19 protein-coding genes are annotated in these 22050 nt (G+C 39.6%); 8 read left to right on the top strand and 11 right to left on the bottom strand.

The window, feature by feature from the left end; genetic code table 11:
* Positions 1-45: 45 nt before the first annotated feature.
* Positions 46-267, bottom strand: coding sequence for a translation initiation factor IF-1 (gene infA / locus WBW42_RS00950; RefSeq protein ID WP_001284370.1), 222 nt, complete (start codon positions 265-267; stop codon positions 46-48).
* A 263-nt stretch (positions 268-530) separates the two neighbouring features.
* Here infA and WBW42_RS00945 point away from each other — a divergent pair, with 263 nt between their 5' ends.
* A complete protein-coding gene (locus tag WBW42_RS00945) occupies positions 531-1541 on the top strand; it encodes an AraC family transcriptional regulator (protein WP_005066032.1) in 1011 nt (336 codons plus the stop codon).
* A gap of 242 nt (positions 1542-1783) precedes the next feature.
* Here the strand turns inward: WBW42_RS00945 and truA are convergent, their stop codons facing one another.
* The 5 genes from truA to asd form a co-directional block, all read right to left on the bottom strand.
* Positions 1784-2581, bottom strand: coding sequence for a tRNA pseudouridine(38-40) synthase TruA (gene truA / locus WBW42_RS00940; protein ID WP_017385691.1), 798 nt, complete (start codon positions 2579-2581; stop codon positions 1784-1786).
* Between the two features lie 20 nt (positions 2582-2601).
* Positions 2602-3567, bottom strand: coding sequence for an asparaginase (locus WBW42_RS00935; protein WP_019768016.1), 966 nt, complete (start codon positions 3565-3567; stop codon positions 2602-2604).
* A 58-nt stretch (positions 3568-3625) separates the two neighbouring features.
* A complete protein-coding gene (fimV, locus tag WBW42_RS00930) occupies positions 3626-4888 on the bottom strand; it encodes a T4P machinery localization factor FimV (RefSeq protein ID WP_032056257.1) in 1263 nt (420 codons plus the stop codon).
* 59 nt (positions 4889-4947) lie between these two features.
* Complete coding sequence (locus WBW42_RS00925; RefSeq protein WP_032056256.1) at positions 4948-6297, bottom strand: type IV pilus assembly protein FimV; 1350 nt, start codon at positions 6295-6297, stop codon at positions 4948-4950.
* Between the two features lie 148 nt (positions 6298-6445).
* Entirely contained in the window at positions 6446-7564 is a 1119-nt protein-coding gene (gene asd, locus WBW42_RS00920; RefSeq protein ID WP_005066045.1) for an aspartate-semialdehyde dehydrogenase, read from the bottom strand.
* Between the two features lie 187 nt (positions 7565-7751).
* On the opposite strand from asd, the gene WBW42_RS00915 reads away from it, so the two are divergent.
* Positions 7752-8861: an endonuclease/exonuclease/phosphatase family protein gene (locus WBW42_RS00915; RefSeq protein ID WP_032056255.1), complete on the top strand. Its 1110-nt coding sequence runs from the start codon at positions 7752-7754 to the stop codon at positions 8859-8861.
* 699 nt (positions 8862-9560) lie between these two features.
* The gene (gltP, locus tag WBW42_RS00910) at positions 9561-10847 is read left to right on the top strand and encodes a glutamate/aspartate:proton symporter GltP (RefSeq protein ID WP_002114864.1); all 1287 of its coding nucleotides are present in this window, start codon (positions 9561-9563) and stop codon (positions 10845-10847) included.
* Between the two features lie 56 nt (positions 10848-10903).
* Here the strand turns inward: gltP and WBW42_RS00905 are convergent, their stop codons facing one another.
* The 4 genes from WBW42_RS00905 to WBW42_RS00890 form a co-directional block, all read right to left on the bottom strand.
* On the bottom strand, positions 10904-12004 hold the full coding sequence (locus tag WBW42_RS00905; protein WP_032056254.1) for a glycosyltransferase family 4 protein: 1101 nt from the start codon (positions 12002-12004) through the stop codon (positions 10904-10906).
* 265 nt (positions 12005-12269) lie between these two features.
* A complete protein-coding gene (locus tag WBW42_RS00900) occupies positions 12270-13205 on the bottom strand; it encodes an LpxL/LpxP family acyltransferase (protein WP_032056253.1) in 936 nt (311 codons plus the stop codon).
* Between the two features lie 110 nt (positions 13206-13315).
* Positions 13316-13948, bottom strand: coding sequence for a LysE family translocator (locus WBW42_RS00895; protein WP_032056252.1), 633 nt, complete (start codon positions 13946-13948; stop codon positions 13316-13318).
* Positions 13949-14175: 227 nt separating this feature from the next.
* Complete coding sequence (locus tag WBW42_RS00890) at positions 14176-16086, bottom strand: ATP-binding cassette domain-containing protein (protein WP_002114959.1); 1911 nt, start codon at positions 16084-16086, stop codon at positions 14176-14178.
* A gap of 32 nt (positions 16087-16118) precedes the next feature.
* Between WBW42_RS00890 and WBW42_RS00885 the strand changes: the two genes are divergently transcribed.
* Positions 16119-16364, top strand: coding sequence for a SlyX family protein (locus tag WBW42_RS00885; protein WP_002115104.1), 246 nt, complete (start codon positions 16119-16121; stop codon positions 16362-16364).
* A 54-nt stretch (positions 16365-16418) separates the two neighbouring features.
* Here the strand turns inward: WBW42_RS00885 and WBW42_RS00880 are convergent, their stop codons facing one another.
* Complete coding sequence (locus tag WBW42_RS00880; protein ID WP_032056251.1) at positions 16419-17429, bottom strand: zinc-binding alcohol dehydrogenase family protein; 1011 nt, start codon at positions 17427-17429, stop codon at positions 16419-16421.
* Between the two features lie 99 nt (positions 17430-17528).
* On the opposite strand from WBW42_RS00880, the gene WBW42_RS00875 reads away from it, so the two are divergent.
* The 4 genes from WBW42_RS00875 (at position 17529) to WBW42_RS00860 (ending at position 22023) form a co-directional block, all read left to right on the top strand.
* Positions 17529-17906 carry a winged helix-turn-helix transcriptional regulator gene (locus tag WBW42_RS00875; protein WP_002115061.1) on the top strand — a complete coding sequence of 126 codons (378 nt, stop codon included), beginning with the start codon at positions 17529-17531 and terminating at the stop codon, positions 17904-17906.
* A 148-nt stretch (positions 17907-18054) separates the two neighbouring features.
* Positions 18055-18504, top strand: coding sequence for a hypothetical protein (locus WBW42_RS00870; protein WP_004842579.1), 450 nt, complete (start codon positions 18055-18057; stop codon positions 18502-18504).
* A 35-nt stretch (positions 18505-18539) separates the two neighbouring features.
* Entirely contained in the window at positions 18540-21176 is a 2637-nt protein-coding gene (gene topA / locus WBW42_RS00865; RefSeq protein WP_002115027.1) for a type I DNA topoisomerase, read from the top strand.
* 88 nt (positions 21177-21264) lie between these two features.
* Positions 21265-22023 (top strand): hypothetical protein, encoded by a 759-nt coding sequence (locus tag WBW42_RS00860; protein ID WP_032056250.1) that lies wholly within the window; start codon positions 21265-21267, stop codon positions 22021-22023.
* The last annotated feature ends 27 nt before the right edge of the window (positions 22024-22050 follow it).

Raw genomic sequence — 22050 nt, 5'->3', positions numbered from 1 at the left:
CAATAAAAAAGCCACATCATAAAGTGGCTTTTTTGCATTCACTAATTAGCGAGCACGGTACGTAATACGACCTTTAGTTAAGTCATATGGAGTCATTTCGACTTTTACACTGTCGCCAGTAAGAATACGAATATAGTGTTTACGCATTTTACCAGAAATGTGTGCAATAACTTCGTGACCGTTTTCAAGACGTACACGGAACATCGTATTAGGAAGCGTTTCGGTGACAACGCCTTCGAACTCAATGAGTTCCTCTTTATTGGCCATAGCCTACCTGATGATCAAATTGGAAAGGCGCAAATTATAGTCAATTTTTTTAAAAAAAACAAGATAGACACACTTCTGCTAAAGCATCTGGTTAAAGTATGACTAATAAAAAAAGATGTAATTTTTTTCACAAAAGAAGTGTAATTCTGTTGTCAGTTTGGTCAATCAACGCTAATCTAAAATCATAGTTATTAGGGACTGTTAATTGCATAAAGGTCAACAGCCCTAAATATCAATGAAGTATCTACATGGAAGGGCACTGCGTGGGTCAGCTAACAGATGCATCAGTTGTATTACGCTTTGGCTACCAAGCGATTCGTCGTGCGGGTTTGCCAACAGAAGAAATATTAACCAAAGCGGGAGTTGCTTTAAATCAGGTCGATACCAATGCACGTACACCGTTAAGTGCACAGTACGCCTTTTGGACTGCCGCTCAGGAAGTCAGTAAAGATCCAGACATCGGTCTGCATTTAGGTGAACATTTGCCTTTGTATCGAGGGCAGGTGATTGAACATCTATTTATTAGTAGTGAAACCTTTGGTGAAGGCTTAAAACGAGCCTTAGCTTATCAACGACTGATTAGTGATGCATTTGATGCAAAACTAGTCGTTGAAGAAGGACGTTGTTATTTAACTAATGGTGAACAGATTGGTGCTGACAATCTCGTCAATCGTCATTTCTCTGAATGTGCGATTTCGGGCGTGCTTAGATTTTTTAAGTTCATTACTGAAGGACAATTTCATCCTATCTTCATCGATTTTAATTTTAGCGAAGGAGCTTCTGAGGATGAATATTTCCGTGTATTTGGCTGCCCAGTTAGCTTAGGTCAGAAAGAGACACGTTTATATTTTGACCCAGCTATTTTAGATTTTCAGCTTTGGCAGGCAGAGCCTGAGTTACTTCAATTGCATGAACAATTAGCGATTGAAAAGTTACAAGAACTCGCCCGTTATGATTTAGTGGGTGAGGTTCGTCGTGCGATTGGTTCGACACTTGAAAGTGGAGAAACAACTTTAGAGACGGTTGCTGCTCAGTTGAATATTACGCCGCGTCGTTTACGTACTCAGCTCAGTGAGGCAAATACCAGTTTTCAACAAATACTTTCTGACTATCGTTGTCGTTTGGCTAAAAAGCTTCTGGCAAATACCAATGAGAGTGTTGAACGTATTGTGTATTTAACTGGCTTCTCTGAACCAAGTACGTTCTATCGTGCATTTAAGCGTTGGACGAATGAAACACCTGTGGAATACCGTAAGCGTAAGCAGCACCGTTAATTTATTCTATGTCATGACGGAGTCGTGCCATTGAGGCTTTTATAATTGGATCGGCTTTCAGCTAGAGTTACTTTTCTTTCGGGAAAAGTAACCAAAACCATTGTCATACGCAAAACCTGTTAGATAATTATCAATATCTAATGCATCGCAAAAACATATAATTATATATTTAGGGCAGGTTGCGTATGACTTTGTCGCGTATCTTATTTAATGCTTAATTTTGATACTGAGTTTTAAATATTTTAATCTGGTAAGTTCAGCCAATGTGGCCCAAGTGGTGGCTGCGGCAAATCAAACTGTTCAGGATAATTACACTGAATAAAATAAAGGCCATCGGGTGGGGCGGTTACCCCAGCTGCCTTACGATCCTGCGCTGCAAACATTGCATCGATATGATCAATTTCATACATACCTTGACCAATTTCGAGTAAGCAACCGACAATATTACGTACCATATGGTGTAAAAAACCATCTGCTTGAATATCTAAAACTAAATAGCGTCCATGTTCAAATAAACGGCAATGTTTTACATGTCGAACAGGCTGGTTTGATTGGCATGCTGCTGCGCGGAAAGTTTCAAAGTTATGCGTTCCTTCAAATTTACTAGCAGCTTTAATCATCTTTTGCACGTCTAGCTTTTGGTAAATGTGCGTAACTTGCTTGTGTAATAGTGCTGGGCGATGCGGTGCGTTATAGATGATATAGCGGTAACGTCGAGCAGTCGCTTTAAAGCGGGCATGAAAATTTTCATCCATCAGTTTAATCCACTGAATTGAAATATCTTTAGGTAGTTGACTATTTGCCCCTCTTAACCACCCCGTTTCTGGACGAATAGCGTTCGTGTCAAAGTGCGCCACCATATTCGTTGCATGTACTCCCGCATCAGTACGACCCGCACCGTGAAGTGCAATGGGCTCATCTGCAATTTTACTCAGTACACGCTCGATCGTTTCCTGAACGCTGGCAACGCCTGGCTGTTGTGTTTGCCAACCTCGGTATTGAACTCCGCTAAATTCAATACCGACTGCATAACGTTGCATAGCTTCACCTCTATTTAATGCTAATTTTCATTCCAATGGCTGAGCCATTGTTCTGGGGTTGGGTATTTTAAATAGATTTGAAGGGCTTTTGCATAGAGATCTGCATGGCTATGAGCATCACTGATGACAATTTTTGCAGTTTTGGTCCAGGCACTAATCGCATAACGTTGATCAATACCACCGAATGTCACCTGAGTGGTAAGAATTGGAACACAGCCACGTGCGTAAAGTTCATCTAATGTTGCGAGTAATTCTTGGTTTACTGCAATATTGCCAGTACCAAAACCTTGTAACACTAAAAAGTGTGGTGGGGCTGAAAGTAAGTGACGTAATTGTTGTACTAAGTGCTGTGTTGCAATGGGTTGCATCATCCAGTTTAAAATCTGGAAGGAAGCAGCTCGTTCAATTTGGGTATCTTGTACGATCAATTCATTTTGCTGAGGCGTAAACTCAGCTTCACTACTTAACCCTGAAAATGCATCGAGTTCAGTCGTATGCGTTTTTAATGCAGTTTGAGCATGGAACACTTGATGGTGGAATGCGAGATAAGCACCTACAGGTAAAGCAATCACTTGTTCTAATGCTAGATATAAGTTCTCAATTGCATCAGTAAATTCACGGGTGTTATCGCCTTGAATATTGAGTAACGGGTATTGGCTACCGGTGATCACAATATGACAGCTTTGGCCTAAAAAGCGGGCTAGGGTCGCAGCCGCATAACTGAGCGTGTCTGTACCATGAATAACAACGAAATGCTGATAACCTTCAAGTTGTAGTTGTTGTATACGTTGAATCAGGCGTAACCAGTCAGGTGCCGTGCATGCACTGCTATCAACAATATTGGGTGCAGCAAAGCAGTCAACTGTTAAGTGTGGGGGAATCACTTTTTCAAGTTGAGGTAAGAATTGCTCATAAGGCATAGGAGCTAGAGGTTCACCAATGCAACCAAAAGTACCACCCATATAAAATAAGGCTATTTTTTTCATATTTTTGCAGGCATAAAAAAGCAGTCATCTCTGACTGCTTATGGTAAATCGAACAGTTCTAAGAAGCTATGCGATTAAGTAAGTTTTTCGCGCGTTGTTGTTGTTCTGTGTTGAATTTTTGCTCATTGCTTGCCAATAAGGCTTGAGCTGCTGGGTAGGCTCCTAACTTGATGTATTGCTCAGCTAGTTTTAGATCAAGTTCATTTTCATCTAACTGTTTTAATTCTGGAAAAGCTTCTACAAGGGGATCTTTAGTTTGATCTGGGGTAGTTTCTTCGCCTACTAGGTCTACAAGGTTTTGAGTTTCAATCTCTGGTGCTGTAACTAATGCAGGCTCGTCTAGCGAAAACTCAAAAGGTGCTATTGAATTCGAGTCTAATGGAACTTGTTCTAAGAGTTGAAGCTCATCTAATGATGAGATCTGTTCATTAGGTTTTACTTCTGGATTTTCATGGGTTAATTCAAGATTAAAATCCAAAGCATTGGTGTTCTCTTGAGCTGCTGGTGCCGCTACTGTCTGGTTTTTTTCCTCAGATTCATGCAGAGGTGCCAAGTCAAAAGAAAACTCTAGGTCAGCTAGCTCATTTGTTTCTTGAGATGGCGATAACTCTGATTTCTGTGTTGGTTGGCTGGTACTTTCGGTAGTCGTGGTTTGCTCAAATGAAAAGTTAAACTCTAAAGGTTCAACTTCAACAGCAGGTTCTTGCTTTACAGGCGTATAGTCTTGCTGCAATTCATCAAAAGAAGTTTCAGAAGAACTTGTTGTTAATTGGTCAAACTGAGCTGTTGCATCAGATGTATTTTTTGGCTCTTGGTATGTTTGAGCTTGAGGAAAATCGATCGCATCTGGTTGTCTTGATGACTCATATTCTTTTTGTCTGGCTTCTGCTTGAATGGCTATTTCATTGAGCGCTAAGCTACGAATATGGCTAATCAGTTGAGTTATTGCAAACTCATCTTTTTGTGCAATATGAATCTCAAGTAGCAATAAATAAAGTTCATGTTGCGTATTATCTTTCTTTAGCGCCTGATTGACTTGAGCTTCAGCGGCTGAGAATTGTCTTTCTTGAATAAGTAGCTGAATCTTCTGACGAACAGCGTCTGGAACAGGACTGCTTTGTGGGGTAGAGGGAATAGATTCTTCAACTACATTTACTTTAGTTTTTTCACGCGAGTTTTTACTTGATTTAGAGTTCGCTTTTTTATTGGTTTTTCTATTTATTGTTTTAGGGGAATTCGACTCTTGCTTTTGGCTATTTTCGCGTTTTTTTAAAATGACAGCGACCACGAGCAATATGATGAATGGAATCACATATAACATTACTTTCCCCTTAAAAAATAAATATTTGCAATATAAAGCGAGCTGACTCTGGTTTTAACTTAATGCTTTTGCTTATGAGTCTGTTGCTGTGCTTTTAACTGCTGTTGTAACTCTGCCAAACGTGCATTCAGAAGTTGAATACGTTGGTCTTTTAAACGTAAAGTTTGATTTAGTTTGGTTACATTCCTTTGTAATGTAACGGTTTTTTCTCTTGTTGTCATAACTTTTACTGCTAACTCAGTATTGTTTTGACTTTGTTGTGTGCTCTTTTTAGCACTTCCATGCGTAGAATTTTGACTGTTTTCAGCCACAATACTCATTTCGGCTTGCTGTAAACGGTATTTTGCTTTGCCAGAAGTTGATTTTGCAGTATGTGCGATATCTGTTTTTGACTTGTTTTGCTGAGGTTTAGCTGCAGGAGAGTGAGCTAGGTTAAGTGCGATTCCCTGACGCAAACGATTTACATCACCTTGAATAAAAGCATGTCGGTTTTGTGTTTGAATATCATGCATGACTTTCGCAACAGGTTGTTTTGTTTTCGCGGCAATACGATTAGCAATGCTCCATAAAGACTCATTTCGCTGTACCACATATTTACCTGATGATGCTGGTCCTTTGTAGGAACTTAACGATTGTTTCTTCGCAGGATTTTGGTTAAACGCTTTTTGAGGTACAGATTTCTTTTGTGCTGTTAGATTTTTGACCGGAGTTTTTGGTGAATTATTTGTAGCTGTCTTAGCGCTGGTTGGTTTAATTTCTGTCTGATCTAGAGTAGTAGCTGTTGTAACTTGTTGAGCAAGTTGAGTAGAAGAATTTGCACTAAGTGTATTGGATGAATTTGTATTTACAGCTGGAGCAGTTCCAGAGTTAATATTAAGGCTATGTTCACTATTCGAATCAGTTGGAGTTGAGGCCAAAGTTGGTGACGCATATCGAGTACTTTCTGGCAGATTTAGAGCAATGTCTTTTTCATTGACAATAAACTGAGGTGACAAAGTACTTTCGTTATTTTCAGTCTTTTTTATAGAAGAAGGCTTAATTACGGTTTTGATATGCTGCAAACGTGTGGCAGAACCTTCACTAATTTTTACTACAATATTTAGTTCAGGATCAATCACAGGGCGAGATGAGGTAATCACAATAACCCCTGAGCCTTGACCGTTTTGGCGTGTATAAAAATTAAGATTTCCGGGCGGCTGATGAGTTACGCCTAAAGCGCTTAAATCTTCAGGAGTCGCTAGACTGACTTGTAGGGTAGCGTTGGGGTCAGCTTGTTGGAAATTCATTTCGGCATATAACAAATCGCCAGGTGCGGACTGAATTTGTATAGGGTCTAATGTAATCGCATAAATAGAAGGCGAAGACATAATGGTGAAAATGGCAATTTTTAATTTGTTATAAACAGTCATCTCAATCCATGACCTAATAAGTCGTAAAGTCATTCAAAATTATACAATAATGAAATGTAAATAAATTGTAAAATTTTCACAAACCAGTTACGAAAAAGCCGATCTAATGTGATCGGCTTTTTATTTTGACTGAATAATTCAAATCAAATTATGAGCTTTTGTATTCAACTAAAATACGTAGCATGCGACGTAAAGGCTCAGCAGCACCCCAAAGTAACTGGTCACCTACTGTAAATGCACCTAGATATTCTTTACCCATGTTGAGTTTACGTAGACGACCTACAGGCACAGTTAAAGTACCAGTTACAGCAACAGGTGTAAGGTCAGTCATAGACGCTTCACGAGTGTTTGGTACAACTTTCGCCCATTGGCTTGAAGTACGAATCATATCTTCGATTTCATCAAGCGGCACATCTTTTTTCAACTTGATAGTAAGCGCCTGAGAGTGGCAACGCATCGCACCAATACGCACACAGTGGCCGTCGATAGGAACAATTTGTGAGTTACCCAAGATCTTGTTGGTTTCAACCTGACCTTTCCACTCTTCTTTTGACTGACCGCTTTCGAGCTGTTTATCAATATAAGGAATTAATGAACCAGCTAATGGCACACCAAAGTTAGCAGATGGGAAACCTTCACCACGTTGTAACTCGGCAACTTGACGATCAATATCCAAAATTGCAGATTTAGGATCATCTAACAATGTTTTAGTATTGTTGTATAAGTAGCCCATGCCAGTAAGTAGCTCACGCATGTTTTGTGCGCCAGCACCTGATGCTGCTTGATAAGTCATAGCAGTCATCCACTCCACCAAATTATTTTGGAAAAGTGAACCTACACCCATCAACATAAGTGATACTGTACAGTTACCACCTACGAAAGTTTTGGTGCCGTTAACCAATCCGTCTTTGATGACGTTAAGGTTTACTGGGTCAAGAACGATGATTGCATCATCTGACATACGTAAAGTTGAAGCTGCGTCAATCCAGTAGCCATCCCAACCAGTCGCTTTTAACTGTGGGAAAACTTCAGACGTATAGTCACCACCTTGACAGGTAATAATGACATCCATTTGCTTCAGACTATTAATGTCTGTAGCTTCCATAAGTGCTGGGGCAGTCTTACCACCAAATGAAGGAGCTTCACCACCTGCATTACTGGTAGAGAAATAAAATGGCTCAATATGAGCAAAATCATTCTCTTCAACCATACGTTGCATAAGGACGGAACCGACCATCCCGCGCCAACCGACCAGACCTACTTTCATGTCATTTTGCCTCGGTGCGTTAAAATTGTTAGGGGGAGTTGAGTGTATCAAAAGTGTCCACAACTGCAAGCGTTACAGAAACAAAACACCATCTTTATTGAGTAGAATATCTTGTTTATGTTACATACAAAATTGATAAAGATGACAAAAACTTTAAAAAACAAATCATCTTAAAAGAGAAAATTCAATGATTTATATCGAAGTTCTAGCTGGTCTGGTGATTTGGTTAAGTTTCTGGTCACTTATTCCTCGTGATGAGTGGTGGTTTCGTGGTGCCGACTTCCCTCGGTTGCAGATTTTATTTGTTGGTCTTTTAGCCTTTATAGGAATACTGTTTTGGCCCAACGAATGGAATCTCTGGCGTGAAGTCGTGCTGGCTGCGCTCATTGCTGCCATTGCCTATCAGCTTAAAATGATTTTGCCTTATACCTTGTTTTGGAAAAAACAGGTTAAACAGGTGAAGACATCTCAATTAGATCCACAAAAGCAGATTTCATTAATCGTATCGAATGTCCTTACTCCTAATGATAAGTATCATTTATTGCTTGAACAGATCAGGACATTAAAACCAGATTTACTACTTACATTAGAAAGCGATACGACATGGGAAAATGCTTTAAGGGAGATTGAAAGTGACTATCCTTATCGTGTTCCTGTACCTTTAGATAATCTCTACGGCATGCATTTATATAGCCGTCTACCTTTATCAAATACTGAAGTTAAATTTATTCTCAGTGATGAAATTCCCTCTATTCATACCACTGTGAATTTACGGTCTGGTATGCCAGTTCAACTCTATTGTTTGCATCCTAAGCCCCCTAGTCCAACTGAGGCGAAGGATTCGACTTTACGCGATGCTGAACTTTTAATTGTGGGCGACCAAATTAAAGATCTAGATGAAAGCTGTATTGTGATGGGTGATTTAAACGATGTAGCGTGGTCACGTACTACACGGTTATTTCAACGAATTAGTGGATTGCTTGACCCGCGTGTTGGGCGACATTTCATTAATACTTTTCATGCGGACTATCCTTTATTGCGCTGGTCTTTAGACCATATTTTCCATAGTACCGATTTCGGTTTAGTGAAGATGCAGCGTTTACCTCATATCGGATCTGATCATTTTCCTGTCTATGTGGTTTTGCAGACTGGTCGAATATTTGAGCATATTCAAGAGGAACTGGAACAAACTCAAGATGATGAAGAAGAGGCGCAAAGAGCTATCCAAGAAGGAATTGCAAAGGCTGAAGCTGAAGAAAAAGTAGTAACTGATAAAATTGCACAGCCTTATAAATAAAAAGAATATAAAAAGTGATGTAAGCAATATCGTACAAAGATTTGAGTCTAGGGCGAATAGGCAGAGGGTTATAAAAACCTTATTCTACATTCATCGGCACACGGAACCGGGAATGGATAGTCCCAAGTAAGGATACACAACGCTGATATGGAATAGCATCACGGATCAGATGTTGGAACGGAAACGATAAAAATAATTATTAACCTGAAAGCACAACCTCATTTACCCGAGTTTTGCAGGATGCAGAACTCGGGTTGATATTTTTATATACCTTATTAAATTTATTGTAAATCAAATAAATATTTCCAAGATTATCTTATTTTTTAAAATCTATTTAATTCGCGTTAAGCCTTTATAAATTTTCATATACATCTGCGTAATTTTTAATGAAAAAAGATATAAAAATTTTTTTATCTAAGTTTTTGTTTTTATAGAGTATTAATGGATAAATATAGGCTTTGATTTATTTAAAGATAAATTGGGGTTGTTTAATTAATAAATCTCAATAGAATGTGCCGATCGTTGACATGTTGGATCGTCAACAGGCATTGTTTTTTACTTCGCCGGATCGGCGGGTTGTGATTTGTTTGTACATTTAAATTTCTGTTTGGGAATTAGTGTGCATGTTGAGGTTTCACTCTTAGTTAGTGGTCTTCTCCCTCTCATATTTGATACTTTGCGGTGCATAAGGATTGTCTTATGAAGAATTTTAAATTTAGCCTTGCTTGGCAAATTTTAATTGCTTTAATCCTAGGGATAGTTGTCGGGGCTGTTTTACATAACCAGCCTGAAATCAAAGACAGTATTGTGAATAATGTTCTTACCCCACTTGGTAAGATATTTATTAGCCTGATTAAAATGATTGTTATTCCAATCGTTTTCTCTACCTTGATTTTAGGTATTGCAGGTGTTGGCAGTACGAAAAGTTTAGGGCGACTTGGTTTTAAAACCATTCTCTATTTTGAAATTATTACGACTATTGCTATTTTGGTTGGTTTGGTTGCGGCAAATATTTTCCAACCAGGTGCTGGTGTAGATAAAGCGATGTTAGTGACGACTGATATTTCGCAATATCAGCATACAGCTCAAGAAGTTGGTTCTCAGTCACATGGATTGGTACAGACAATTTTGTCCATGATTCCAACCAATATTGTTAACTCTATGGCACACGGTGAAATGTTGCCTGTGATTTTCTTTGCTGTGTTGTTTGGTATTGGTCTGTCTTCATTGCCAGCAACTACTAAAGACCCATTGTTAAATGTGTTTCATGCAGTTTCAGAAACGATGTTCCGTGTAACGCACATCATCATGAAATATGCACCTGTGGGTGTGTTTGGTTTAATCGCAGTAACTGTTGCTAACTTCGGTTTTACTTCACTCATTCCATTAGCTAAATTGGTAGTGTTGGTTTATGCCGCTATCTTTTTCTTTGCTTTTGTGGTTTTGGGTATTACCGCAAAAATGTTTGGAATCAACATCTTTATCTTGTTTAAGATTTTAAAAGATGAATTGATTTTAGCATTCTCAACAGCAAGCTCGGAAACAGTTTTACCACGTATTATGCAAAAAATGGAAGCTTACGGTGCGCCAAAAGCAATTTCCAGTTTTGTGATCCCAACAGGTTATTCATTTAACCTCGACGGTTCTACACTTTACCAAAGTATCGCAGCAATCTTTATTGCACAGCTTTATGGTATAGATATGTCAATCGGTCAACAGGTAATCTTGGTTATTACTTTGATGATTACTTCTAAAGGTATTGCTGGTGTTCCTGGCGTATCATTTGTTGTCCTATTAGCAACTTTACATACTGTTGGTATCCCGCTTGAAGGCTTAGCATTTATTGCTGGTGTTGACCGTATTATGGATATGGCTCGTACTGCTTTGAACGTTGTTGGTAACGCACTTGCTGTACTTGTAATCAGTAAATGGGAAAAACAATACGACTCTGAAAAAGCTGCCGCTTATGAAGCAACATTTAAATAAGATAGCTTTCTTTTAGTTGTAAAAAAACCCGCGAATATCGCGGGTTTTTTATTGGGTTATTTCAAAACGTGTTGATAAAGTTCTAGTGTTTGATCACACATATCTTTTAAGCTAAACATAGTGACAGGAGCAACGATTTGAGGTTGTTCAATATGCTTTTTCACAGTCTCGATTAATGCTTTTTCATTTTCTGCTTCAACAAGACCTTGGGAGTATACATTCGATAAAATCTCGGCAACACCGCCACGGTTCCAGCCAACCACTGGCGAACCCACTGAAAGTGCTTCTAAGGCTGTTCTACCGAATGTTTCGGCTTGATTGGATAGAGAGAGCACAATATCGCTAAAAGCGAGCCATTCCCGAATATCTGAGCGATGACCTACGAAGGTAATTTTATCTGCGAGCCCTTTACTTTGAATAGTACTTTGCAATTCACTTAAGTAAGCTTGCTTTTTGGCATCAGCACCACCGACAACAACCGCATGTAGCTGAGGATATTGCGACTGAAGTTGTTGCATCAGTTCAATTAAACTTTCATGCCCCTTTAAGCGTGTAATACGACCAGGTAAGCAAAGTAAAAACTTATTTTCAAGCTCAGGAAAGTCATTAAAAACTTGGTTAAACCACTGTGCTGAGGGCTGGTAATTATGTGGAAAAGCGGCAGGGTCAATGCCTCGATAAATCCGCACAATATCTTGCGGTGGACAGTTTTTATAATGGTCAGTGATGTATTTAACCACGCTGTCAGAAACAGCAATCACTTTTTCAGCTTGAGTCATAATGGCACTATAACGATTAACCGAATAGAAACCATGTACAGTGCTAATGAGGTGAGGGCGTTTGTTTGCAGGTATTTTTCTTAAGGCAAAGTGAGTAAGCCAAGCTGGTACACGAGAGCGCACATGAACAATATCAGGTTGATGCTGTTCAATCAGCCGACGTAAAGAACGAATTTGCCACAAGCTTGAAAGTGATTTTTTATGAATTGGTAGCGTTAAGTGAATAGAACCTTCAGCTTCAAGTTGAGACACTAATCGTCCGCCATTAGACACAACCAGAGATTGATGGCCTTGTGCAACCAGTGCACGTGCAATTTCTAGTGTGCCGCGTTCTACGCCACCGCTATTGAGTTCTGGGAGAAGTTGCATCACTTTCATTGTTTTTTGCCTTATACATTTATAAAAGATGTACCATCTATAGATACATCATTTCAAACTAAATCATTATCCGGAATTTACTATCGCGCTAGCGACATGGATGTCGCTGTTTCGCTGTGTTACAAGGAAGTAACATCAGCGGAACAAAGGATTTTTGCTTACTTTTTATCCTTGAAAAGTAAGGTCTGCCTATTCGATAGTATTTGAATTTCACTTTAAATTAAGGCTGTGTCTGTCATCAATTTAAAATTATTACAGCGTTATCTTAATAAATCTCTTCATATCCCTCAGGACGTGTCTTAAAACGACGGTGGAACCACATATATTGAGTCGGTGCGATACGAAGCTGATTTTCAATAATTTTATTAACTCGAGTTGCATCATCGACTTCATCTTCACTTGGCATATTGTCTACCGCAGATTCAATCAAAATATGATATTTAGGGTCCTGTACATCACCGTGACGATAAAAATATAAAGGAACGGCAACTGCCTTAGAGATTTTTAGTAAACGACGATGAGCAGTTACTGTGGCCGCTGGCACACCAAAGAAGGGTGCCATCACCCCTTGCTTGAGTCCAAAGTCTTGATCGGGGCTATACCAAATGGCATCGCCATCTTTAAGGTGACGAATTAAACCACGCATATCATCATGATCGATTTGTGCTTTATAAATGGTGCCACGGCAACGATAAATCAGCATATCGAGCAATGGATTATTTTGAGGGCGGTACACAACATCTGGTTCGAAATATTGAGCACAAACATAGCCACCCGCATCAAGAAGCGTACTATGAGTACCCAATAATAAAACGCCTTTGCCCTGAGCTTGAGCATTGGTAATGTGTTCTAAGCCTTCAATAGTGACACGGTTTTTAAACCAGTAAGGCTTATACCATGCGTTTAATGTCTCAAACACACCAAGCATCATATCTACAAAAACTTGCTTAGCTTGTTGTTGTACTTTTTCGGCTGACCATTCGGGAAAGCAGACTTCTAAATTACGAATAGTTGTTTTTCGGCGAGATTTTAAATATTTCCAAGCCAGATTTGCTAAGCCATGAGCTAGACGCCATTGGATTGCCCACGGCAAAATAGCCAAAAGCATTAAAAAAACAATGGCAATCCAAATACCCCAATATTTAGGCAATAAAAAGGACCATTGAAATTCACCGGGCGTATAAGTCTGCTTTTGGCTCATAACGATATAAAGAATTCAAAATTAAAACTGGCAAAAGTGTATCACGAACTGAATTTATCGTCGTAATACACTGTTGAATTGAGCGGTTAAGATGAGGAAGTGAAACGCGGTTATCGGCGATTTTCTAAAAGAATACGAACAGCAAGCCCAGCTAGCACCGTTCCCATAAGCCAACGTTGTATATTTGCCCAAAGAGGTTTTTGTTGAAGAAAAAGGGCAATGCTACCCGCAGAAAGCACAATCAGCGCATTTACCAAGACGCTAACAAAAATTTGAATAGTACCGAGCTGAATGGATTGCCATAAAATACTGCCTTGCTGTGGATGAATAAACTGTGGCAATAACGATAAATACATAATCGCAATTTTAGGATTAAGTAGATTTGTAGCAAAACCCATTAAAAATAGTTTAGCTGGGGAGTCTACCGATAATTGTTTTACATCAAAAATTGGGGATGTATTGGGACGTAGTGCTTTCCATGCTAGCCAGAGTAAATAAATTGCCCCTGCAATGCGTATAGTGTCATAAGCATAAGGGACTGCGATAATAAGCGCTGTAATCCCGAAAGAAGCGCAAAGCATATAAAATATGAAGCCAACGCCAACACCGGCGAGTGAAATAAATCCCGCCGTTTTTCCTTGGCAAATTGAACGAGAAATAAGGTAAATCATGTTTGGGCCAGGGGTAAGCACCATCGCCAAGCAGATTAATCCGAATGCTAAAATTTGAGAAAGATCTAGCATGAAAAATACTCGAATATTATTATATTGGTAGATATAACATAATTATTTTTATAAGTCTTATATTCAATCAGAGCGATATTTTGAAATATTAATGCTGACTAAACTTAATCACTCATCAAGTGTTCTTTATAGATTTTTGTACTTTAAAAATTTATAGATATTCTATAAAAAGCCCCCTTAATTTAAGGAGGCTTTTTTGTTATTTAAATTGTAGAAAAGAACACAAATTAATTTCCTTTGCTCATTTGTTCAAGTTCATCCCAGCGTTCTAATTTTTCAAGTAATACCTCTTCAATTTCTGCAAGGCGTTGACTTGCTTTAGTTGCTTCATCGGCATTGCTGACAAACCACGAACCATCTGCCAGCTTGTCAGAAAGCTCTGCTTGTTCAACTTCCAGTTTCTCGATTTCAGCAGGAAGTTGTTCAAGTTCACGTTGGTCTTTATAGCTCAGTTTGACCTTTTTAACGTTACTTTGTGCAGCGGCTTTTTCAGCTTCGGCTTTTGCCTGAGCTTTTTTAACATCAGACTTTTGGTCTACGACTTTATCATCTGGTCGTTGCTGTAAATAGTCTTGGTAGCCACCAATGTACTCTGCAATATTGCCTTTACCATCAAAGACCCAAGTCGATGTTACGACGTTGTCCATAAATGCACGGTCATGCGAAATAAGTAATAGGGTACCTTTATATTCAGAAAGCATCTCTTCAAGTAGCTCAAGAGTCACCATATCCAAGTCATTGGTTGGTTCGTCCATCACAATTAGATTCGACGGTTTAAGCAGTAATTTAGCAAGCAAAATACGGTTGCGCTCACCGCCAGAAAGGGCTTTTACTGGTGTACGTGCACGTTCAGGTGAAAACAAGAAATCTTGTAAATAGCTATAGATATGACGACGGTTACCATTTACATCAACGAAGTCAGAGCCTTCTGAAACGTTTGCCATTACTGTTTTTTCAAGGTCTAAGGCATTACGTAATTGATCAAAATAAGCAACTTCTAACTGAGTACCTGTCTTAACAGAACCACCGTGTTCGATTTCACCTAAAATGGCTTTAATTAACGTTGTTTTACCAACACCGTTATCGCCGACTAGACCAATACGGTCACCACGCATAACAAGCGTAGAGAAATCTTTGATAAGCGGTTTATCATCATAAGATACACTTAGGTGTTCAATATCAAATACTAATTTACCAGAGCGATTTGCTTCTTGAGTCGCCATGCTCACTTTGCCTTGTTGTGAACGACGAGCTTTTGATTCTTCACGTAAAGCTTTTAAGGCACGAACACGACCTTCATTACGCGTACGACGAGCTTTAATCCCTTGGCGAATCCAAGCTTCTTCTTCAGCTAATTTTTTATCAAATAGAGCATTTTGTTTCTCTTCTGCTTCCATTTGCTGAGCTTTAAGCTCTAAATAGCGTGAATAGTTGCCTTCGTAGCCACGTAGGATGCCACGGTCAAGTTCAACAATTCGAGTTGCAATACTGTCTACAAAAGAACGGTCATGCGAAATAAATAGTAGCGTTAAATTATTTTGATCGAGTAGAAATTTTTCTAGCCACTCAATACTTTCAACATCTAAATGGTTCGTCGGTTCGTCTAGAAGTAATACGTCTGGCTGCGTTAAAAGAGCACGAGCCAGTAAAACACGACGTTTACGACCACCTGAAAGGTCTGCCAAATCTGCGTTTGGGTCGAGTCCCATTTTACTTAACAGGGCATTGACCTTGTTTTCGAGTGCCCAGCCGTCGAGTTGGTCGAGCTTATGCTGAAGATTACCCATACGATCGCAGGCTTCCATATCTCCTAGCATACAAGCATCAGTTGCTTCATGATAAGCTCTGAGTACTTCGGCAGCTTCTCCTGCGCCATCAGCCACAATATCAGCAACCTTACCTGAATCCATTGGGACGTCTTGGGCTAACATTGAAACAGTTAAACCATTTTGAATAGAAACTTCACCAGAATCCGGTAATAGGCTTCCCTCGATCAGTTTAAGTAAAGTAGACTTACCTTCACCATTACGACCAATTAAACAGACTCGTTCGCCACGTTCTAGATTAAAGTTCGCGCCATCGAGCAGGGCAGGTCCGCCAAAAGCAAGTTGGACATCCCTTAGGGTAATATAGGCCATAATGTTTTCCAGAATCTCAAATGAGGATTTAAATGACTAAACCACCATATCATGATGATCAAGCGTCATTTTCCGCACCCATTGAAGATTTGCAAGTGCGAATTACATTTTTGGATGATTTAGTTGAACAATTAAATCAACAACTCGCTATTCAGACTCAGGAAATAGCTGATTTGAAAAAACAAATGCAATTTCTTTATCAACGTGTGGAATCTTCGGATTTATCAGAAGGTATTGCACCTTTTGATCCATTAACGAATAAACCTCCCCACTATTAATAAAAAGGCAAGTTCGATACTTGCCTTTTTATTTGGGAATATTTTCAATTTTGTTTAAAAACCTTGTAAGACGATCTTACCTTTTGTTGTACCACTTTCAATTTGCTGATGAACTCGTTTTAAATTTTCAGCATTAATTGGACTTATAACCTCGGTTACGGTTGTTTTGATTTTTCCTTCGTCAACCAGCTTGCTGACTTCATTTAATAGTTCACTTTGTTTTGCCATATCTTCAGTCTGGAACATTGAACGTGTAAACATAAACTCCCAATGCACCGATACAGACTTCGATTTAAACGGTTTGATATCTAACTGTTCAGGATCATCAATGAGCCCAAAACGGCCTTGCGGTGCAATCAACTCTACAATATCTGCTAAATGCTGATCTGTTTGAGTAGTCGAGAACACATATAAAGGTGCAGTTAAACCTAATTGTTTAATTTGGGCTGCTAAAGGTTGACGATGATCTAACACATAATCTGCTCCAAGTTGCTTAACCCAGTCTTGAGTTTCTGCTCGTGAAGCTGTTGCAATAATTGTTAGGTTAGTCAGCTGTTTAAGAAGTTGAATGGTGATTGAGCCAACACCACCAGCTCCACCAATCACTAATATTGTTGTGTTTTCTGGCGCGTTCTTTGGAACTTGCAGGCGATCAAATAACATCTCCCAAGCCGTGATTGCAGTTAAAGGGAGAGCTGCAGCCTCGGTTACTTCTAAAGTTTTTGGTTTATGGCCAACAATGCGTTCATCAACGAGTTGTAATTCGCTATTACTACCTTGACGATTAAGAGCACCTGCATACCAAACGATATCGTCAATCTTAAATTGAGTAACTTTATCTCCAATCGCTTCAACGATACCTACTGCGTCCCAGCCAAGCGTTTTCCACTGATTATTCTCAGGGTTTACATTCTTTCGAATTTTAGTATCTACCGGATTTACTGAGACAGCTTGTACACGAACAAGTAAATCGTGTCCTTCAGCAATAGGTGCATCGAGTTCAATATCAACGAGTGCTTCTGGCGATGTAATGGGACCAGCTTTTTGATATGCCACAGCTTTCATAATTATCATTCCTCTTGTTGAGAGTTTGATCATAACGTAAGCTTAAAATAAGTGACTACAGACAAATAACGCTCATAGTGTCAAAAAGGATACTGTAAAATGGCAAAAGCAAGACACTCAAGTTTTGATTGCTCTCCAGGTTGTTCAGTGGAGGCTGCGATTAGCTTGATTGATGGGAAATGGAAATGCGTCATTCTTTGGCATTTATTTAATGAAGGCACCTTGAGGTTTAACGAAATTCGAAAGCGTGTTCCGAGTATTACCCAAAGAATGCTGACAAATCAGCTACGTGAATTGGAACAAGATGGAATTATTCATCGGGAAGTCTATCCTCAGGTACCACCTAAAGTAGAATACTGCCTGACTGATTTGGGACAAAGTCTTGAGAAAATTCTGTTTGCTTTAAAACAGTGGGGGGATGCTCATATTGACCAGTTTGGAAAGCTGACACTTGTTAATGGCCATCCGGATCCTTAATTATATTTGTGTTCGCTCATCACAATTTGCACTGTGAAATCTGGCTATTTTTAAGCTTGTCCCTGTATCGGGCATTATTTTTATGATGAAACTTGCGTTTTCTGGTCAGCTTATGCAACTCTAATAAAAGAGATTAATAGGTTTTGCTATGGACAATATGGGAATTTGGGTTACCGTTATCATTGTTCTTTTCGTACTAGGCTCCATTTTTGGTTTAAGAGTGAGCCCACGTGAAAAGGCACTTGGTATTATGCGTGATAAAGCTCGTAAAATGGGTTTACACCCACGTGTAATCGTTGCACCTGAATGGACACATGTCCCCATGGCGACTGAAAAGCGTGCCAGCATGGTTGCTTATTATAGTGTATTGATTCCCGATGCCCGTTTATCTTTAATGCGTGCTCGCGTTATAGACGGCAAATTAAAAGTGGTTCAAGGTGATGAGAAATTTAATGATTCTCCCATTGCATTAAAAGGGATTTATGCTATTGATATGCAGGCAAACTGTGTAGGGCTTTATTGGGATGAGGAATCAGACCTGAGAGCAACACAATTAGATGAGATGAAGGCTTATCTGTTGAACTTGGCTAAAGCCTGATTTTTAAATTTATTGGTATAGGAATAACATTTTATATGGCGAATACCTCGCGCTCTGCATCTCAAAGCACAGCATCTACTGCACCTGCTGCACATAAACGTGCCTTAGTGATTGTGGAGTCGCCTGCCAAAGCGAAAACCATCAATAAATATCTGGGTTCGCAATACATTGTAAAGTCTTCTGTAGGTCACGTACGTGATTTGCCAACAGGTGGCAGCAAATCAACTGAGAAAAAGCCGGCTGCCCGGACGAAACTCACTGAAGCAGAAAAAGAACAAAAAGCCAGTCAGGCTTTAGTTAATCGTATGGGGGTTGATCCTGAACATGGTTGGGAAGCTCATTACGAAGTTCTGCCAGGTAAGGAAAATGTTGTTGCTGAACTAAAAAAACTCGCCAAAGATGCCGATGCAATCTATCTCGCAACGGACTTGGATAGAGAAGGGGAAGCCATTGCTTGGCACCTAAGAGAAGTTATTGGTGGTGATGACAGTCGTTATCATCGCGTGGTATTTAACGAAATTACTAAAAATGCCATTCAAGAAGCATTTAAACAACCTACGCGTCTAGATTTAAACCGAGTTAATGCACAGCAAGCACGCCGTTTCTTAGACCGTGTTGTTGGCTTTATGGTTTCACCATTACTTTGGGAAAAGATTGCCCGTGGTTTATCGGCAGGTCGTGTACAGTCTGTAGCGGTGAAACTGGTTGTAGAGCGTGAAAGAGAAATTCGTGCTTTTATTCCGGAAGAATACTGGCAAGTTTTTGCAGACACGCAAGCCAAGAAAGATGACATTCGTCTTGAAGCAGTTAAGCAAGCTGGTAAAACCCTTAAACTGAAAAATAAAGCTGAAACTGATGCTTTATTGGATGTTTTAAAAGGTGCTGAATATAAAGTTGCACAGCGTGAAGATAAACCGACTAAGGTAAATCCAAGCGCACCATATATCACTTCAACGCTGCAACAAGCTGCAAGTACACGTTTAGGTTTTTCTGTAAAGAAAACCATGATGCTGGCACAGCGTCTATATGAAGCAGGTTTTATTACCTATATGCGTACTGACTCAACGTTCTTGAGTGATGATGCAGTAAGCATGGTACGTGCTCATATTGAAAGCCAATTTGGTGAGAAATATTTACCGGCGAAGCCAAACCGCTATGGTAACAAAGCCGGTGCTCAAGAAGCCCATGAAGCAATTCGTCCTTCTAATGTTGCGCTTACAGGTGACCAACTTGCAGGTGTAGAGCGTGATGCTCAGCGTTTGTATGATTTGATTTGGCGTCAGTTTGTTGCTTGTCAAATGACTCCAGCAGAATATTTATCTTCAACTTTAACGGTTGAAGCTGCAAATGTTGAATTGAAGGCAAAAGGCCGTACGCTTGTATTTGATGGTTTTACACGAGTGCGTGGTGCCAACAAGTCGGATGACGATATTATTTTGCCTGCAATTAAAGTAGGTGAAATTTTAAAATTAGAGAAGTTAGACCCAAGTCAGCACTTTACTAAACCACCTGCACGTTTTACTGAAGCATCTTTGGTTAAAGAACTTGAAAAACGTAGTATTGGTCGTCCTTCGACTTATGCAGCGATTATTTCTACGATTCAAGAACGTGGCTACGTTAAGTTAGAAAACCGTCGTCTTTTCGCCGAAAAAATGGGTGAAATTGTCACGGATCGACTTGATGAAAGTTTCAATAACTTGATGAACTATGCCTTTACCGCAGACCTTGAAGGGCAACTCGATAAAGTTGCAACAGGTGAGCGTAACTGGAAAGAGTTACTTGATACTTTCTATGGTGACTTCAAGAAACGTCTTACCAATGCTCAGGGCGAGCACGGCATGCGCCGTAACCAACCAGTTGAAGTGCCAGCGGTACATTGTCCTGAATGTTCACGTCCAATGCAGATTCGTACAGGTACAACAGGTGTATTCTTAGGATGTTCTGGCTATAACTTGCCACCTAAAGAGCGTTGTAAAGGTACTTTAAACTTAACACCAGTTGAGTCCTTAGCTGCTCTTTCTGATGATGATGGTGCTGAAACCGCAGATTTGATGTCAAAACATCGTTGTGCAAAATGTGGCACAGCCATGGACAGTTACGTGATTGATGGTGGTCGTAAACTACATGTATGTGGTAACAACCCTGACTGTGACGGTTTTGAGCTTGAAGAAGGTGAGTTCAAGATTAAAGGCTACGATGGCCCAACCATTCCGTGTGATAAATGTGATGGTGAAATGCAGCTTAAGACTGGTCGTTTTGGTCCGTATTTCGCTTGTACAAGCTGTGACAATACTCGTAAAGTCTTGAAGAGTGGTCAGCCTGCACCTCCACGTGTAGAACCGATCAAGATGGAACATTTGCGCTCAACAAAGCATGATGACTATTTCGTGTTGCGTGATGGTGCTGCTGGTTTATTCTTGGCTGCAAGTAAATTCCCGAAAATTCGTGAAACACGTGCGCCAAAAGTTGCGGAATTGCGTAGTGTTGCCGCTCAGCTTGATCCTAAATATCAATTTATTTTACAAGCGCCAGACGTAGACCCTGAAGGTAATCCGACAGTTGTGAAATTCAGTCGTAAGAATCAATCACAATATGTAGGCTCAGAAACTCCAGAAGGTAAACAAACCAAATGGAGCCTAATTTATCAAAATGGTAAATGGGTTGAGGGCTAATTAAGTCCACAATAAAAAATGCTAGCTCAGCTAGCATTTTTTATATCTAAAACAATAAAAGAAAATTTTAAATGTATGGGGAAAAAGAATGTGGAAAAACATTCGAGTTTTATGTTTGTTAATTATTTTATTGATTGTTGCTGTTCAGGCATGGCGAGATCAAAACCAAGACTGGAATCAACCTATTGTTGTCGTTTTACATCCTATTAATGCAGATGGTTTGCAGACAACGCAGAGCTATATTCATCAATTGCAATACACTGATTTTGAGGGAATAAGAAATTATTTGGCAGAATGGTCGCAACACTATCGTGGTCAATCAGGAAACTTTGTAATTCGTTTAGGTCAGCCATTACAGCAACGACCTCCTGAGGTTCCTCAAAATGCCAATATCTTTCATGTGATGTGGTGGAGTTTAAAGTTCCGTTTTTATGCATGGCGACATCAACAATCTGAAGACAATGGGGCATCACTTAAACTTTATTTAAATTATTACGATCCCAATTATCAAAAAGTTTTGATCCATTCGACTGCTTTGGAAAAAGGTCGTATTGGTAGTGTGAATTTATTTGCGACTAAAACACAAGCTTCCCAAAATCAGGTTGTGATTGTTCATGAGCTATTACATGGCTTTGGGGCACAAGACAAATATGATTTAGAAACTGGTCAACCGCTTTACCCTCTAGGTTATGCGCAACCTGAAAAAGTGTCTTTATATCCGCAAACTGACGCTGAAATCATGGGTGGTCGAACACCATTATCTGAGCAGAGCAGTAAAATGCCGAATGGTTTACATGAAACAATAATAGGTTTACCTACAGCTCAAGAAATTGGTTGGGTGAAATAAAATTGTGGATAAATACTGCTTTATCCA

This window comes from Acinetobacter sp. LT1 (assembly GCF_059800965.1).
The sequence above is the reverse complement of the archived record's forward strand: the minus strand, read 5'-3'. Positions and strand labels throughout refer to the sequence as shown.